The sequence below is a fragment of the Streptomyces sp. DG1A-41 genome, from assembly GCF_037055355.1.
Classification (GTDB): Bacteria; Actinomycetota; Actinomycetes; order Streptomycetales; family Streptomycetaceae; genus Streptomyces.
Map to the genome: position 1 here is coordinate 2,163,693 of NZ_CP146350.1, position 15,308 is coordinate 2,179,000.

General features: G+C 71.9%; 17 protein-coding genes. 7 read left to right on the forward strand and 10 right to left on the reverse strand.

Annotated elements, in window-relative coordinates; translation table 11 throughout:
- Nucleotides 1-18: 18 nt before the first annotated feature.
- From V8690_RS10170 to V8690_RS10180, 3 genes are all read right to left on the reverse strand, one after another.
- On the reverse strand, nucleotides 19-654 hold the full coding sequence (locus V8690_RS10170; RefSeq protein ID WP_338777512.1) for a response regulator: 636 nt from the start codon (nucleotides 652-654) through the stop codon (nucleotides 19-21).
- 142 nt (nucleotides 655-796) lie between these two features.
- On the reverse strand, nucleotides 797-1,147 hold the full coding sequence (locus V8690_RS10175) for a chorismate mutase (protein ID WP_338777514.1): 351 nt from the start codon (nucleotides 1,145-1,147) through the stop codon (nucleotides 797-799).
- Nucleotides 1,148-1,233: 86 nt separating this feature from the next.
- Nucleotides 1,234-1,689: a GNAT family N-acetyltransferase gene (locus tag V8690_RS10180; RefSeq protein WP_338777515.1), complete on the reverse strand. Its 456-nt coding sequence runs from the start codon at nucleotides 1,687-1,689 to the stop codon at nucleotides 1,234-1,236.
- 122 nt (nucleotides 1,690-1,811) lie between these two features.
- Between V8690_RS10180 and V8690_RS10185 the strand changes: the two genes are divergently transcribed.
- Nucleotides 1,812-2,699: a hypothetical protein gene (locus V8690_RS10185; RefSeq protein ID WP_338777516.1), complete on the forward strand. Its 888-nt coding sequence runs from the start codon at nucleotides 1,812-1,814 to the stop codon at nucleotides 2,697-2,699.
- Nucleotides 2,700-2,740: 41 nt separating this feature from the next.
- Here V8690_RS10185 and V8690_RS10190 read toward each other — a convergent pair whose 3' ends face one another.
- Together V8690_RS10190 and V8690_RS10195 are read right to left on the reverse strand one after the other, a co-directional pair.
- A complete protein-coding gene (locus V8690_RS10190; RefSeq protein ID WP_338777517.1) occupies nucleotides 2,741-3,670 on the reverse strand; it encodes an SDR family oxidoreductase in 930 nt (309 codons plus the stop codon).
- Between the two features lie 18 nt (nucleotides 3,671-3,688).
- Nucleotides 3,689-4,501 carry an SDR family oxidoreductase gene (locus V8690_RS10195; RefSeq protein ID WP_338777519.1) on the reverse strand — a complete coding sequence of 271 codons (813 nt, stop codon included), beginning with the start codon at nucleotides 4,499-4,501 and terminating at the stop codon, nucleotides 3,689-3,691.
- Between the two features lie 54 nt (nucleotides 4,502-4,555).
- Between V8690_RS10195 and V8690_RS10200 the strand changes: the two genes are divergently transcribed.
- Genes V8690_RS10200 through V8690_RS10215 form a run of 4 tightly spaced genes read left to right on the forward strand, consistent with a single transcriptional unit; the run spans nucleotide 4,556 to nucleotide 7,900 of the window.
- On the forward strand, nucleotides 4,556-5,299 hold the full coding sequence (locus tag V8690_RS10200) for an enoyl-CoA hydratase family protein (protein ID WP_338777520.1): 744 nt from the start codon (nucleotides 4,556-4,558) through the stop codon (nucleotides 5,297-5,299).
- Entirely contained in the window at nucleotides 5,299-6,135 is an 837-nt protein-coding gene (locus V8690_RS10205; protein WP_338777522.1) for a CoA-transferase, read from the forward strand. Before V8690_RS10200 ends, V8690_RS10205 begins: the two co-directional genes overlap by 1 nt.
- A complete protein-coding gene (locus tag V8690_RS10210; protein WP_338777524.1) occupies nucleotides 6,132-6,851 on the forward strand; it encodes a CoA-transferase in 720 nt (239 codons plus the stop codon). Before V8690_RS10205 ends, V8690_RS10210 begins: the two co-directional genes overlap by 4 nt.
- Nucleotides 6,851-7,900, forward strand: coding sequence for a nitronate monooxygenase (locus tag V8690_RS10215; RefSeq protein ID WP_338777526.1), 1,050 nt, complete (start codon nucleotides 6,851-6,853; stop codon nucleotides 7,898-7,900). The genes V8690_RS10210 and V8690_RS10215 overlap by 1 nt, the downstream gene beginning before the upstream one ends.
- Here the strand turns inward: V8690_RS10215 and V8690_RS10220 are convergent.
- From V8690_RS10220 to V8690_RS10230, 3 genes are read right to left on the reverse strand one after another with little or no spacing between them, the layout of a single operon-like run.
- Nucleotides 7,884-9,041: an acetyl-CoA C-acetyltransferase gene (locus V8690_RS10220; RefSeq protein ID WP_338777527.1), complete on the reverse strand. Its 1,158-nt coding sequence runs from the start codon at nucleotides 9,039-9,041 to the stop codon at nucleotides 7,884-7,886. The two genes, V8690_RS10215 and V8690_RS10220, sit on opposite strands and share 17 nt — an antisense overlap.
- A 23-nt stretch (nucleotides 9,042-9,064) precedes the next feature.
- Nucleotides 9,065-9,688, reverse strand: coding sequence for a TetR/AcrR family transcriptional regulator (locus V8690_RS10225; RefSeq protein WP_338777528.1), 624 nt, complete (start codon nucleotides 9,686-9,688; stop codon nucleotides 9,065-9,067).
- Between the two features lie 7 nt (nucleotides 9,689-9,695).
- On the reverse strand, nucleotides 9,696-10,481 hold the full coding sequence (locus V8690_RS10230; protein WP_338777529.1) for an SDR family oxidoreductase: 786 nt from the start codon (nucleotides 10,479-10,481) through the stop codon (nucleotides 9,696-9,698).
- Between the two features lie 47 nt (nucleotides 10,482-10,528).
- Here V8690_RS10230 and V8690_RS10235 point away from each other — a divergent pair, with 47 nt between their 5' ends.
- Nucleotides 10,529-11,668 carry an acyl-CoA dehydrogenase family protein gene (locus V8690_RS10235; protein WP_338777531.1) on the forward strand — a complete coding sequence of 380 codons (1,140 nt, stop codon included), beginning with the start codon at nucleotides 10,529-10,531 and terminating at the stop codon, nucleotides 11,666-11,668.
- The gene (locus tag V8690_RS10240) at nucleotides 11,668-12,633 is read left to right on the forward strand and encodes an acyl-CoA dehydrogenase family protein (RefSeq protein ID WP_338777534.1); all 966 of its coding nucleotides are present in this window, start codon (nucleotides 11,668-11,670) and stop codon (nucleotides 12,631-12,633) included. Before V8690_RS10235 ends, V8690_RS10240 begins: the two co-directional genes overlap by 1 nt.
- Here V8690_RS10240 and V8690_RS10245 read toward each other — a convergent pair.
- Complete coding sequence (locus V8690_RS10245) at nucleotides 12,605-14,263, reverse strand: cytochrome bc complex cytochrome b subunit (protein ID WP_338777536.1); 1,659 nt, start codon at nucleotides 14,261-14,263, stop codon at nucleotides 12,605-12,607. The two genes, V8690_RS10240 and V8690_RS10245, sit on opposite strands and share 29 nt — an antisense overlap.
- Before the next feature lie 121 nt (nucleotides 14,264-14,384).
- On the reverse strand, nucleotides 14,385-15,119 hold the full coding sequence (locus V8690_RS10250; RefSeq protein ID WP_338777538.1) for a VWA domain-containing protein: 735 nt from the start codon (nucleotides 15,117-15,119) through the stop codon (nucleotides 14,385-14,387).
- Nucleotides 15,120-15,308: the final 189 nt, after the last annotated feature.

Here is a 15,308-nt window from a genome sequence, read left to right on the forward strand (position 1 = left end):
ATGCGCCCGATGTCCGGTCTATGTGCGGTCCTTTTCGAGCTCCCCGGCGTGCGCCCCCATGGGCCGCTGGGGCGGCACAAGCACGTCGGGGTGGGGCAGGGCGGGCGGCCGGGGGTGTGAGGCGGTCTCGGTGTACGACAGGCCGGGCCGTTCGGGGTGCGGGGCGGTCTCGGTGTACGACAGGCCGGGCCGCTGGGAGCGTGGGGCGGTCTCGGTGTGCTCCCGGACTCGGGCGCGCAGTCGGCGCACCTCCTGTTCCAGGGCGAGGTGGTGCTGGTGAGCGTCGTAGAGGTAGCGGACCTTGGTGCGCAGGGCCCAGGGGTCCACGGGTTTCATGACGAGGTCGGCGACGCCGAGGCCGAAGGCGGTGGTGCTCAGTTCCTGGTCGGGGCCGAAGCCGGTGAGCAGGATCACCGGGATGTGCTGGGTCTGTTCCACGCGCCGCATGTAGCGCACGACCTCGAGTCCGCTGACGCCGGGCATGCGCACGTCGAGCAGGAGCAGGCCGACCTGGCCGCGCAGTACCTGCTTGAGCGCCTCGTCGCCGCTGGTGGCCCGGCCGAGCAGATAGCCCAGCGGGGCCAGGGCGCTCTCGAGTGCGTACAGCGTGTCCTCGTGGTCGTCGACGATGAGGATCCTGGTATCCGACGGCATGGCCCGACGTCCCCTCCCTGTGGAGGAACCAGAGTAAGCCCGGGACACTGACGCGCAGTGCTCGTCAGCTGACATGCTGTGCACAGCGCAGCATGCCCCGCGCGGGCCGCCGTGTCACTCCCCCGGGGGCGGTCGCGCGAGGTCAGTTGCGGCCGGGCGCCGAGCCGTTGAGTTCCTCGTCTGCGATGCGCTCGTGGTGGCGGATGACCTCGGCGACGATGAAGTTCAGGAACTTCTCCGCGAAGGCCGGGTCCAGTTTGGCGTTCTCGGCGAGCGCGCGCAGCCGGGCGATCTGGCGGGCCTCACGGGCCGGGTCGGCGGGCGGCAGCTGATGCCGGGCCTTGAGGAGGCCGACCTGCTGGGTGCACTTGAAGCGCTCGGCGAGCATGTGGACGACGGCCGCGTCGATGTTGTCGATGCTGTCGCGCAGGCGGGCGAGTTCCTCACGGACGGCAGGGTCGACGTCACCGGTGCCGGTGTTGCTGGTGGTCATGGCAGGTCAGCCTAAGGGGCGCGCGCCGGGCGGTCGCGGCCCGTCTCACGACTCGGCAGGGCTCAGCCGCTTGTGGAAGCGCCGAATCAGCCGTTTGTGGAAGCGCCGCTCAGCCGCTTGTGGAAGTAGACGTCCTCGTGTCCGCCGGGCAGGCCCTCGATGCGGGCCCGTTCCCGGAAGCCGAGCCGCGGGTAGAAGCCGGGCGCCTGGAAGCTGTACGTGGAGACGATCATGTCCGTGCAGCCGCGCCGGACGGCTTCGGCCTCCGCGGCGCGCATCAGCCGGCCGCCCCAGCCGGCATGCCGCTGGTCCGCGCGCACCCAGAGCATGTCCACGGAGCACAGGCTGCCCCAGGTCCAGGCGGTGAGCCCGCCGATCAGATCGCCGGTCTCGTCGGTGACGCGGACGGAGAGCGGCTCGGTCGTGGCACCGGCGGCGGCGTTGTTGAAGGCGGTCAGCTCCTCGTCGAGCCGCTTCTCGAGTTCGTCGTCCTGGCCGCCCACCTGGAGCGAGGCGGCGACGGAGCGCTGTTCGCTGGTCACGGCCCGGATTCTGCCGGCGGCCGGGGGCGGCGACGACCGGTTTTCGCGGCGGCGGCGCGGCCCCGGGCCGTCACACTTTCGTACAGTGGAACCGGGTTCAGGACGTCTTTTGGGGGTGAGGCGTGGCGAACGACGGGCCGGTCGAGCACGGCTACCCGCATCTGGAGACGGTGCGGGCCGCCATCACGGCGCTGTACAAGCGGCTGTCGTACGACACGATCCAGACGTTCGCGACCAGTGTGGTCCCCGCCGACGTGGCGTTCTGCGACACCGACGACCTGTATCTGGGGGCGCAGCGCGTGGCGCGTGAGCTGGTGCGGCACTACCGGCTGCCGGACGCCCGGCTGATCGTGAGCTTCCGGGAGATGCGGCACGCGGCGAACGTCGAGCTCGCGGCCGGGCCGGAGTACTTCGTGGAGCTGAACGACCGGTTCCGTACGCATCGGCGGGACATCGGGGCGGCCCTGGCGCACGAGGTGATGCATGTGTACCTGCACCGCCTCGGCCTGTCCTTCCCGGGCGTGCGCGACAACGAGATCCTGACGGACACGGCGACGACGTATCTGGGCGCGGGCTGGCTGCTGCTGGACGCGTACCGGGAGGATGGGGCGTCGTCCCAGAAGCTGGGGTATCTCACGCCGGAGGAGTTCGGGTACGTGCTGGCCAAGCGCGCGCTGGTCTTCGGGGAGGACCCGTCGGTGTGGTTCACCAGTCCGCAGGCGTACACGGCGTATGTGAAGGGGAGGGAGCTGGCCCGTCGCGATGAGCAGCAGCCGCCGTTGACCGCGGCGGGGTGGGCGGGGCGGCGGCGGTACGCGCGCGATCGACGGCATGCGTCGGCCGGGCCGCCGCAGCCGGGTGTGCGGTACTCGTTCACTCCCGACGGGGGTGGGCGGTTGCGGGTGTCGTTTCCGTGTCCGACCTGTCATCAGCGGATCAGGGTGCCGGTGCGGGGGCGGGTCCGGGCGCGGTGTGCGTTGTGCCGGAGCGTGTTGGAGTGCGACACGTAGGAGTGCGCCGGGATGGGGAAAAGGATCGCTCGCCCGTCGTCCTACGCCCCGTACACGCGCCCGGGATCGACCGCCTCCGCCAGGAGTTTCCGCGCCGCCTCCCCCGCCTCCGCCGGGGCCCACCGCTCGCCCTTGTCCAGGCTCGGGCCCGGGCGCCAGCCCTCCATCACCGTGATCCGGCCGCCCTCCGCCTCGAAGACCCGGCCCGTCACCCCCGCGCTCGCGGCCGAGCCGAGCCAGACGACCAGGGGGGAGACGTTCTCCGGGGCCATCGCGTCGAAGCCCGAGTCGGGTGCCGCCATGGTGTCGGCGAAGGCGCGCTCCGTCATGCGGGTCCGGGCGGCGGGGGCGATCGCGTTGACCTGGACGCCGTAGCGGCGCAGTTCGGCCGCCGCAACCAGGGTCAGGGCGACGATCCCGGCCTTGGCGGCGCTGTAGTTGCCCTGGCCGACCGAGCCCAGCAGGCCCGCGCCGCTGCTCGTGTTGACGATCCGGGCTTCGGGCGGGCGGCCCGCCTTGGCCTCGGACCGCCAGTGTGCGGCGGCGTGCCGCAGGGGCAGGAAGTGGCCCTTGAGGTGGACGCGTACGACGGCCTCGAAGTCGTCCTCGTCGAGGTTGACGAGCATCCGGTCGCGCAGGAAGCCCGCGTTGTTGACGAGCGTGTCGAGCCTGCCGTACGTCTCCAGGGCCGTCCGGACGAGGGAGGCGGCGCCCTCGGTGGTGGCGATGTCGCCGCCGTGCGGCACCGCCTCGCCGCCCGCCGCGCGGATCTCCTCGGCGACGCGGGCGGCCGGGCTGCGGGGTCCGGGGCCGGGCGTCCCGTCGGCTCCGGGGGTGCCGTCGAGGCCGACGCCGAGGTCGTTGACGACGAGCCGCGCGCCCTCGGCGGCGAACGCGAGGGCGTGGGCGCGGCCGAGCCCGCGGCCCGCGCCGGTGACGACGACGACCCGCCCGTCGCAGATTCCGCTCATCTCGGGTGTCCTTTCATCTCAGGTCCCCTTGTTCGCGGTCGAGGCGTCGTTCGTGGTCGAAGCGTCGTCCGCAGTCGAGACGTCGTTCACGGTCGAGACGTCGTTCACGGTCGAGGCGTCCAGGAACGCGGGGCGCTCCCCGCCCCCGTGGACGAGCAGACTCGCCCCGCTGATGTAGGCGGCGGCGTCCGAGGCGAGGAAGACCGCGGCCCGGCCGACGTCGGACGGCTCGGCGAGACGGCCGAGCGGGACGGTGCGGGCGACGGCGGCGACGCCGTCCTGGTCGCCGTAGTGGAGGTGGGACAGTTCGGTGCGGACCATGCCGGCGACGAGGGTGTTGACCCGGATGTCGGGCGCCCACTCCACGGCCATCGAGCGGGCGAGGTTCTCCAGGCCCGCCTTGGCGGCGCCATAGGCGGCGGTCCCCGGGGAGGGGCGGCCTCCGCTGACGCTGCCGATCATGACGATGGAGCCCCTGGCCCGCCGGAGGTGCTCGTACGCGGCGAGGGACACGGTCAGCGGAGCCACGAGGTTGAGCTCCACCACGCGCGCGTGCCGGTCGGCGCCGGCGTGGGTGAGCGGGCGGTGGGGGCCTCCGCCCGCGTTGTTGACGAGGACGTCCAGCCGGGGCAGCTCGCCGCACAGGCGCCGGACGGCCTCGGCGTCCCGGACGTCCAGCGGCAGGAACTCCGTTCCGGGCACCGGCACTTCCGGCGGCCGACGGGCACAGACCACGACCTCGGCGCCCGCCCGCACGAAGGCACGCGCGATGCCGGCACCGACGCCCCGGGTCCCGCCCGTGACGACGGCGACCTTCCCGTCCAGCTCCATTCACTGCTACCTTCCACCTAACAAACGTTTGGTGGAAAGGTAGCTGATGCGGCCATGGGTGTCTCCACCTCGTGCGGAGAAAAGGGCATAGCCGTCGTCACGGTCGACTTCCCGCCGGTGAACGCCCTGCCGGTGGCCGGCTGGTTCGCCCTGGCCGACGCGATGCGCGCGGCCGGGCGCGGCCCGGAGGTGCGGTGCGTGGTGCTGACGGCCGAGGGGCGCGGGTTCAACGCGGGCGTGGACATCAAGGAGTTGCAGAAGGATGGGAACAGTGCGCTGATCGGCGCCAACCACGCCTGCGCGGAGGCCTTCGCCGCGGTGTACGACTGCGCCGTGCCGGTCGTGGCGGCGGTGCACGGTTTCTGCCTGGGCGGCGGTATCGGGCTGGTGGGCAACGCGGACGTGATCGTGGCGAGCGAGGACGCCGTCTTCGGGCTGCCCGAGCTGGACCGGGGCGCGCTGGGCGCGGCCACCCATCTGGCCCGGCTGGTCCCCCAGCACCTGATGCGCGCCCTGTATTACACCTCGCGCACGGCGACCGCGGCCGAGTTGCACGCGCACGGCTCGGTGTGGCGGGTGGTGCCGCGCGGCGAACTGCGCCCGGCCGCCCTGGAACTGGCCCGCGAGATCGCCGCCAAGGACGGGCAGCTGTTGCGCCTGGCCAAGGCCGCCCTCAACGGCATCGATCCGGTCGACGTGCGCCGCAGCTACCGCTTCGAGCAGGGCTTCACCTTCGAGGCGGGTCTCAGCGGGGTGGGCGCGCGGGTGCGCGGCACCTTCGGCAAGGGGGGAGCGTGATGAGGGACAAGACGATGACGGCCGACGAGGCCGTGTCCCGACTGTCCAGCGGCATGACCCTCGGCATCGGCGGCTGGGGCTCGCGCCGCAAGCCGATGGCCCTGGTGAGAGCACTGCTCCGGTCCCGTATCACCGATCTCACGGTCGTCTCGTACGGCGGCCCGGACGTCGGCATGCTGGCCGCCGCCGGGCGGATCCGGAAGCTGGTCACGGCCTTCGTCACCCTCGACTCGATCCCCCTGGAGCCGCACTACCGCGCGGCCCGCGAGCGTGGCGCCTTCGCGCTGACGGAGATCGACGAGGCGATGTTCCTGTGGGGCCTGCAAGCGGCGGCGAACCGGCTGCCGTTCCTGCCGGTGCGGGCCGGCCTCGGCTCGGACGTGATGCGGGTCAACCCCGATTTACGGACGGTCACTTCGCCCTACGAGGACGGGGAGACGTTCGTGGCGATGCCCGCCCTGCGGCTCGACGCGGCCCTGGTGCACATGAACCGCGCCGACCGGCTGGGCAACGGCCAGTACCTGGGCCCGGACCCGTACTTCGACGACCTGTTCTGCGAGGCGGCGGACACGGCGTACGTCAGCTGCGAACGGATCGTCGACACGGCCGAGCTGACGAAGGCGGCGGCGCCGCAGACCCTGCTGGTCAAGCGGCACACGGTGACGGGCGTCGTGGAGGCCCCGCACGGGGCGCACTTCACGTCCTGCGCGCCCGACTACGGCCGGGACGAGGCCTTCCAGAAGACGTACGCGACGACACCCTGGCCGGAGTTCGCGGCCCGGTTCCTCGCCGAGGACGAGCAGGCGTACCAGTCGGCCGTCGGGGAGGGGACATGACCGGGGCCACCCGCGCGGAGTACTGCGTGATCGCGTGCGCCGAGGCCTGGCGGGGCGACGGCGAGGTGCTCGCGAGCCCCATGGGGCTGATCCCCTCCCTCGGGGCCCGGCTCGCCCGGCTCACCTTCGCGCCGGACCTGCTGCTGACCGACGGCGAGGCGCTGCTGGTCCGCCCGGACGGGACGACGGAGGGCTGGCTGCCGTACCGGCAGCATCTGGCCCTGGTCATGGGCGGCCGGCGGCACGTGATGATGGGCGCGAGCCAGATCGACCGGTTCGGCAACCAGAACATCTCGTGCATCGGCGACTGGGAGCGGCCGAGGCGGCAGCTGCTCGGGGTGCGCGGCGCGCCGGTCAACACCCTCAACCATCCGACCAGTTACTGGATCCCGAGGCATTCCCGGCGGGTCTTCGTCGAGCGGGTCGACATGGTCTGCGGCGTCGGGTACGACCACGCGGCCGGCGCGTGTCACCACCGCATCCCGCGGGTCGTCTCCGACCTGGGTGTCTTCGACTTCGTCACCCCCGACCACTCGATGCGGCTGGCCTCGCTGCACCCGGGTGTCACGGCGGAGCAGGTCAGGGAGGCGACGGGCTGTGAACTGACCGTCCCGGACGAGGTGCCGCCGACCCGTGAGCCGACCGCGGAGGAGCTCCGGCTGATCCGCGAGGTCGTCGACCCGGCCGGCACTCGGACCAGGGAGGTCGCCTCGTGATGGAGACGGCGCTGACCCGGCTGACCGGCGTCCGCCATCCCCTCGTGCAGACCGGGATGGGCTGGGTGGCGGGCCCGCGCCTGGTCTCCGCCACGGCGAACGCGGGCGCTCTCGGCATCCTGGCCTCGGCGACGATGACGCTCGACCGGTTGCGCGCGGCCGTCCGGGAGGTCCGGGCCCGTACCGACGCGCCGTTCGGTGTGAACCTGCGCGCCGACGCGGCGGACGCCGGCGACCGCGTGCGGATCCTGATCGAGGAGGGTGTCCGGGTCGCCTCCTTCGCCCTGGCCCCCTCCCGGGAGCTGATCGGCGAGCTCAAGGAGGCCGGTGTGGTCGTCATGCCGACCGTGGGGGCGCGGCGGCACGCCGAGAAGGTCGCCGGCTGGGGCGCGGACGCGGTGCTCGTGCAGGGCGCGGAGGGCGGCGGACACACCGGCGAGGTGGCCACGACGGTGCTGCTGCCGCAGGTCGTCGACGCCGTGGACATACCGGTCGTGGCGGCGGGCGGCTTCTTCGACGGGCGGGGCCTGGTCGCGGCGCTGGCCTATGGTGCGGCGGGCGTCGCCATGGGCACGCGGTTCCTGCTCACCTCGGACTCGACCGTGCCCGGGGCGGTGAAGGCGCGGTATCTGGCGGCGACGGTGCGGGATGTGACGGTCACCAGGGCGGTGGACGGGCTGCCTCACCGCATGCTGCGGACGGAACTGGTCGACGCGCTGGAGCGGTCGGGCCGGGTGACCGGCGTCCTCCGGGCGGTCCGCAGGGCGGCGGGCTACCGGAAGCTGTCCGGCACGAGCTGGCGCCGCATGCTCCGGGACGGCCGCGCGTTCAGACACGGCAAGGACCTGACCTGGAGCCAGGTCCTGCTCGCCGCGAACACCCCGATGCTGCTCAAGGCGTCCATGGTGGACGGCCGTACGGATCTGGGGGTGATGACGTCCGGGCAGGTCGCCGGAGTGATCGACGACCTGCCCTCGTGCGCGGAGCTGGTGGAACGGATCATGAAGGAGGCCGAGGACACCCGTCGGCGTCTCACAGCCTCTCGATGATCGTCGCATTGGCCTGTCCGCCGCCCTCGCACATGGTCTGGAGGCCGAACCGGCCGCCGGTGCGTTCCAGTTCGTGCAGCAGGGTCGTCATCAGCTTCACGCCGGTCGCGCCGAGCGGATGGCCCAGGGCGATGGCACCGCCGTTGACGTTGACCTTCTCCGGGTCCGCGCCCGTCTCCTTGAGCCAGGCCAGGACGACCGGGGCGAAGGCCTCGTTGATCTCGACGAGGTCGATGTCGCCGATAATCATGCCGGTCTTCTTCAGGGCGTGGGCGGTGGCCGGGATGGGAGCGGTGAGCATGCGGATCGGGTCCTCGCCGCGCACCGAGAGATGGTGCACACGCGCGCGTGGGGTGAGCCCGTGTTCGCGCACCGCCCGCTCGGAGGCCAGCAGCATCGCCGCCGCCCCGTCGGAGACCTGCGAGGAACAGGCGGCGGTGATCGTGCCGCCGTCGAGGACCGGCTTGAGGCCGGCCATCTTCTCCAGGGAGGTGTCCCGGCGCGGACCCTCGTCGGCGGTGACGTCCCCGTACGGCACGGTCTCGCGGTCGAAGCGGCCCTCGTCGATCGCCCGGACCGCCCGCCGATGGGACCGCAGGGCGAACTCCTCCTGGTCGCGCCGGCTGATCCCCCATGTGGCGGCGATCATCTCGGCGCCCGCGAACTGGTTGACGGGCTTGTCCCCGTACCGCGCCCGCCAGCCCGTACTGCCCGCGAACGGGCCCTGGGTCAGCCCGAGCGGCTCGGCGGCCTGCCGGGTGGCGAAGGCAATGGGGATCATCGACATGTTCTGCACCCCGCCTGCGACCACCAGGTCCTGAGTGCCGGACAGCACGGCCTGCGCCGCGAAGTGCACGGCCTGCTGCGAGGAACCGCACTGCCGGTCGACGGTCACGCCCGGCACCTCCTCGGGCAGCCCGGCCGCCAGCCAGCAGGTCCGCGCGATGTCCCCGGCCTGCGGCCCCACGGCGTCCAGACAGCCGAGGACGACGTCCTCCACGGCGGCCGGATCGACGCCCGAGCGGCTCATCAGCTCCTTCAGCACATGTGCGCCGAGGTCGGCCGGATGGACCGCGCTCAGTCCTCCGCCGCGCCGCCCGGCGGGCGTGCGGACCGCTTCGACGATGTAGGCCTCGGCCATGGCAACTCCCTCGTAGGAAAGGGCTATTCGCGTACGGCGATCCCGTCCAGCACCATCGACAGGTACTGCCGGGCGATCTCGTCCGGGCTGTGCCGGCCGCCCGGCCGGTACCAGGACGCGGCCACCCACACCGTGTCGCGCACGAACCGGTAGGTGAGCCGGACGTCCAGGTCGGCCCGGAAGGCCCGCTCGGCGACGCCGCGCTCCAGCGTGGACAGCCACGCCTTCTCGAATCTGCGCTGCGACTCGGCGAGGAACGCGAACCGCTCCTGCGCCACGAGCTGCTTGCTCTCCTTCTGGTAGATCGCGACGGCCGCGCGATGCCGGTCGATCTCCCGGAACGACTCGGTGACCAGGGCCTGAAGCGTCTCGCGCGGGCCGAGTCCGGCGCCCAGCACGGCGTCGTAGCCGTCCCAGAGCTCGTCGAGGAAGGTGCGCAGGATCTCTTCCAGCATCGACTCCTTGGAGTCGAAGTGGTAGTAGAGGCTGCCCGCGAGCATCCCCGCGTGGTCCGCGATCTTGCGGACGGTGGTGGCGTTGTAGCCCTGCTCGGCGAAGACCTCGGCGGCGGTGCCGAGGAGTTCGCGACGACGGGCGGGGGCTGCGGTCACCTGGGGTTTCTTCTTCGTAGGAGGCACAGGTCCCATTGTCGTCCTAGGGGTGCCTGCTGCTGACGGACACCACTTCCCCCGTCATGTACGAGGAGTAGCCGGAGGCCAGGAACACGATCACGTTGGCCACCTCCCAGGGCTCGGCGTACCGCCCGTAGGCCTCGCGGGCGGTCAGCTCGGCGAGCAGCTCGGGCGTGGTCACCTTCACCAGGTGCGGATGCAGGGCGAGGCTGGGCGCGACGGCGTTGACGCGCACCCCGTACTCGGCCGCCTCGACGGCCGCGCACCGGGTCAGCGCCATCACGCCCGCCTTCGCGGCGGCGTAGTGGGCCTGCCCGGCCTGGGCGCGCCAGCCCATGACGGAGGCGTTGTTGACGATCACCCCGCCGCTCTCCCGCATGCGGCGGAGCGCGGCCCGCACGCACCGGAACGTGCCGTTCAGCGTGACGTCCAGGACGCGGGACCACTGGTCGTCGGTCATGTCGACGAGGTCCGCGGTGCCGCCGAGACCGGCGTTGTTGACCACGACGTCGAGCCGTCCGTGTTCCCGTACGGCCGTGTCGAAGAGGGCGCGTACCTGCGTCTCGTCTGTGACGTCGCAGGGCACCGCGGCGACCGATGCCGCGCCGAACTCGCCGGCCAGCTGCGCCTCGTGGTCCTTGAGCCGCCGTACGTGCGCGTCGCTGATCAGGACGCGTGCGCCCTCCTCCAGGAAGCGGCGCGCGGTGGACCCGCCGATCCCCGCGCCGGCCGCGGCGGTGAGGACGGCGGTCCGCCCCTTCAGCACGCCGTGGCCGGGCACGTACGACGGACTCTCGACGTCTGTCATGGGCTCACGCTAACCTACCAAACACTTGTTAGGGAAGGAGGGTGGTCGTGGATCTCGCGTTCTCACCGGCCGACGAGGAGTTCCGCACCGAGGTGCGGGAGTGGCTGCACGCGCGTGTGCCGCGCGAGCCCCTGCCCTCCCTGGAGACGGCGGAGGGCTTCGCGGCCCACCGCGCCTGGGAGGCGGAGCTGGCCGCGGAGGGCTGGTCGGTGGTCGACTGGCCGGCGGAGTACGGCGGGCGGGACGCGGGGCTCCTGCGATGGCTGCTCTTCGAGGAGGAGTACTGGGCGGCGGGCGCCCCGGGGCGCGTCGGGCAGAACGGCATCCATCTGCTCGCCCCGACCCTCTTCGCCCACGGCACCGGGGAGCAGCGGGCCCGGGTGCTGCCCCCGATGGCCTCCGGAGAGGTGATCTGGGCTCAGGCCTGGTCGGAGCCCGAGGCCGGTTCGGACCTGGCGTCCCTGCGGGCGAGGGCCGTGCGCACGGATGGCGGCTGGCTCCTCAGCGGCCAGAAGACCTGGTCCTCGCGTGCCGCGTTCGCCGACCGTGCGTTCGGCCTGTTCCGCAGCGACCCGGACACGGCCAAGCCCCACCAGGGCCTGACGTACCTCATGTTCGACCTGCGCGCACCGGGCGTCACGGTCCGCCCGATCGCCCGCCTCGACGGCAAGCCGGCGTTCGCGGAGCTGTTCCTGGACGAGGTCTTCGTGCCCGACGAGGACGTGATCGGCGAACCCGGCCAGGGCTGGCGGATCGCGATGGCGACGGCCGGTGACGAACGCGGGCTGATGCTCCGCTCCCCGGGCCGTTTCCTCGCTGCCGCGCGCCGGCTGGAGGGGCTGTGGCGGGAGCGGGGCGGTCCGGTGTCCGAGCGGGACCGGGTGGCCGACGCTCTGATGGGCGCCCGCGCCTACCAGCTCTTCACGTACGCGGCCGCCTCCCGCTTCATCGACGGCGAAACGGTCGGCCCGGAATCGAGCCTGAACAAGGTCTTCTGGTCCGAACTGGACATCGCGCTGCACGAGACGGCCCTCGATCTCCTCGGCCCGGAGGGCGAGCCGGCCGACACCGACTGGGCGGAGCGGTACGTCTTCGCACTCGCCGGCCCGATCTACGCGGGCACGAACGAGATCCAGCGCGACATCATCGCCGAGCGCCTGCTCGGCCTGCCGAAGGGACGCCGCTGATGCGTTTCCTCCTCGACGCCGAGCAGCGCGCCTTCGCCGCCTCGCTGGACGCCCTGCTGACGGCGGCGGGCACACCGGCGGTGGTGCGGGACTGGAGCCGGGGCGACCATACGAGCGGGCGGGCGCTGTGGTCCCGTATCGCGGAGGCCGGCGTGTTCGCGCCGGCGGTTCCACAGACGTACGAAGGCGGCCTGGGGCCGCGTCCGGTCGGACTGGCCGTCGCCTTCGTCGAGTTGGGCCGCCACGCGGTACCGGGCCCGCTGGTCGAGACGGTCACGGCGGCGGTGCTGCTCACCGGGGCCGACCCGGGTGTCGCCAAGCGGCTGCTGCCGGGGCTGGCGTCCGGGGAGACGATGGCGACGGTGGCACCCGCGGGCGGGTACGCCCTGGACGGCGACGCTGCCACCCTCCGGCTCTCCTGGGAGCCCGACGGCATCCGCCTCTCCCCCGGCCACGGTCCCGTCCGCCCCTCCCTCGACCCCGCCCGTCGCCTCACCCCCCTCGCCCCCGGCGGCGAGCTCCTCGACGCCCCCACCGGACAGGCCCTCGCCTGGGCCCGTCTCGCCACCGCCGCCCAAGCCCTCGGGGTGGGCCTGGCACTCCTCGACAGAACCGTCGGATACGTCAGGCAACGCACCCAGTTCGGCGTCCCCGTCGGGTCGTTCCAGGCGGTCAAGCACCGGCTGGCCGACGCGAAGATCGCCCTGGAGTTCGCTCGCCCGCTGGTCTTCGGTGCCGCCCTGACGATGCGGCCGGCCGATGCCGCCGCCGCCAAGGCCGCCGCGTGCGAGGCGGCGTACACCACCGCCCGCACCGCGCTGCACCTGCACGGCGCGATCGGCTACACGGCGGAGTACGACCTGTCGCTATGGCTGACCAAGGCCCGGGCCCTGCGCACCGCCTGGGGCGATCCCCACGCGTGCCGGGCCCTGGTCGTCAGTGCGGCTGGTGATCGCCGCTGGTGATCTCCCGGTACTCCTCCACCGTCGGCTTCTCGATCCGCGCGTCCGGCCCGAACATCGCCTTCGCGAGCCGGGCACGCAGCCGCTCGGACCGCTTGACCTTCCGGCGGACGCCCCCCGCGTCGACCTCGGGCCCCTCCTCGTACGGCGGGTTCTGCTCGTGCTGGGTGAGGGTGAACAGCTCGGCCCGCGAGAGGGGCTCGTGCACCTCGATGTACTCGCCGTTCGGCAGCCGTTTGATGGTGCCGGTCTCCCTGCCGTGCAGCACCTTTGCGCGGTCGCGGCGCTGGAGGCCCATGCAGATCTTCTTCGTGACGATGAAGGCGACGACCGGCAGCACGAAGACGCCGATCCGCACGAACCAGGTGATCACGTTGATGGACAGATGCAGATGCGTGGCCACGATGTCGTTGCCGCCGCCGATCAGCAGCACCGCGTACAGGGTCAGCCAGGCCACGCCCAGGCCGGTGCGCACGGGCGCGTTGCGCGGCCGGTCCAGGATGTGGTGCTCGCGTTTGTCGCCGGTGATCCACGCCTCGATGAAGGGATAGGCGCCGATGGCGAGCATGACCAGCGGGAAGAGCGCGAACGGGATGAACACGCCGAGGACCAGCGTGTGGCCCCACATGTTGATCTCCCATCCCGGCATCACCCGGATCAGCCCCTCGGAGAACCCGAGGTACCAGTCGGGCTGGGCGCCCGTGGTGACCAGGTCGGGGCGGTAGGGGCCGAAAGCCCACACGGGGTTGATCTGGGCGATCGCGCCCATGATGGTCAGAACGCCGAAGACGAGGAAGAAGAAGCCGCCCGCCTTGGCCATGTAGACCGGCAGGAAGGGCATCCCGACGACCGACCGCTCCTTGCGTCCGGGGCCCGGGAACTGGGTGTGCTTGTGGTAGAAGACCAGGATCAGATGGACGGTCACCAGGCCCAGCATGATCCCGGGCAGCAGCAGCACATGGACCGGGAAGAGGCGCGAGATGATGTCGTCGCCCGGGAACTCCCCGCCGAAGAGGAAGAACGCCACATACGTCCCGACGATCGGGATCGACAGGATCGCGCCGTGCGCGAAGCGCAGGCCGGTGCCGGACAGCAGGTCGTCCGGGAGGGAGTAGCCGGTCAGGCCGGTGATGATGCCGAGCATCAGCAGGGTCCAGCCGAAGACCCAGTTGAGCTCGCGGGGCTTGCGGAAGGCGCCGGTGAAGAACACCCGCATCATGTGCACCATCATGCCGGTGATGAAGACCAGCGCCGCCCAGTGGTGGACCTGCCGCATCAACAGCCCGCCGCGCACGTCGAAGCTGATGTCCAGCGTGGACTCGAACGCCCTGGACATGAGCACGCCGTTGAGCTCCGTGTAGGACCCCTGGTAGACGACCTCCTGCATGCTCGGCTCGAAGAACAGGGTGAGGTAGACACCGGTGAGGATCAGGACGATGAAGCTGTAGAGGGTGATCTCGCCCAGCATGAAGGACCAGTGGTCCGGGAAGACCTTGCGCATGTTGGCCTTGGCCAGCCCGTAGAGCCCGAGCCGCCCGTCCGCCCAGTCGGCGAGCTTCTCGCCCTTGCCGGCGGGAGGTCTCCTGCGAGCGGAAGCCGTCCCGTACACCCGTCGTGCGCCGTCGTCGCCCATACGTCGTCGCCTCCCCGTGGCTCCTTCCCAGCGTGGCACGGCACGACGGCGGTGCAAACGGGGCGCAGGGGCGGCTAGGCCAAGGGGCGGGCCGGTTAGGCCACGGGGGCGAGCAGATGGCTCAGCGGCTGCGGGGATCCCTCACGATCCCCTGGGCCCTGGCGGCCATCAGCCACTTCGGGAACTCACCCACCAGTCGGTCGTACAGCTCGCCGTCCGGAACCTTCCGCGGCTCCTCACCCGCGTGGAAGAACCCGGCGTTGTCGACGACCCGCCTGCCCGGCACGGGCAGCTCGTCCAGCTTGCGCAGGAATTCGAACTGCTTGCTGCCCGGGTCACCGAAGCCGATGAACTGCCAGAACAGCGGCAGCCTCGCCGCCTTGCACAGGTACCGCTCCGCCGCGAGCTTGTTGATGGGCCCGCCGTCGGTCTGGAAGACCACGAGGGCCGGCTCGGTCGCCCCGCTGTCGACGTAGTGGTCGATGACGGCGTCCATCGCCAGGTGGTAGCTGGTCTTCCCCATGTGCCCGAGCCCGGCCGCGATCCGCTCGACCTTCCCCTGATGGTCGGCGAGCGCGATATCGGTGACGGCGTCGACGTCGGTGGAGAAGAACACGACCGGTACGGTGCCGTCGTCGTCGAGATGCGCCGACAGCCCGAGCACCCGGTCGGCGAGCGCCTGCACGCTGCCGTCCCGGTAGTACGGCCTCATCGAGCCGGAGTAGTCGACGACGAGGTAGACCGCGGCCCGCAGCCCGTCGAGGCCGTGCTTCGTGAGGGAGACCCCGGCGCTCTTGTACAGGTCGACCAGCGTCGGCGCGGTCTCCTCGAAGGTGCGCAGATTGATCGCGGCCATACGTGTCCCCCTGGATCACCGGACGTGCATGTCGAAAGTATGCCTCGGCGACCTGCCGGTGGAGGCGCGCGGACGACGGCGTACGCTTGCCCGCCTCTGGGCCGGCGCCGCGCGCAGGTGCGGGCGGGGCGTGCGCCGGGCCGCTGGTGCTCCGGGCGGCCGGGACGGTGGGGAAAGTTACGGAGCTGA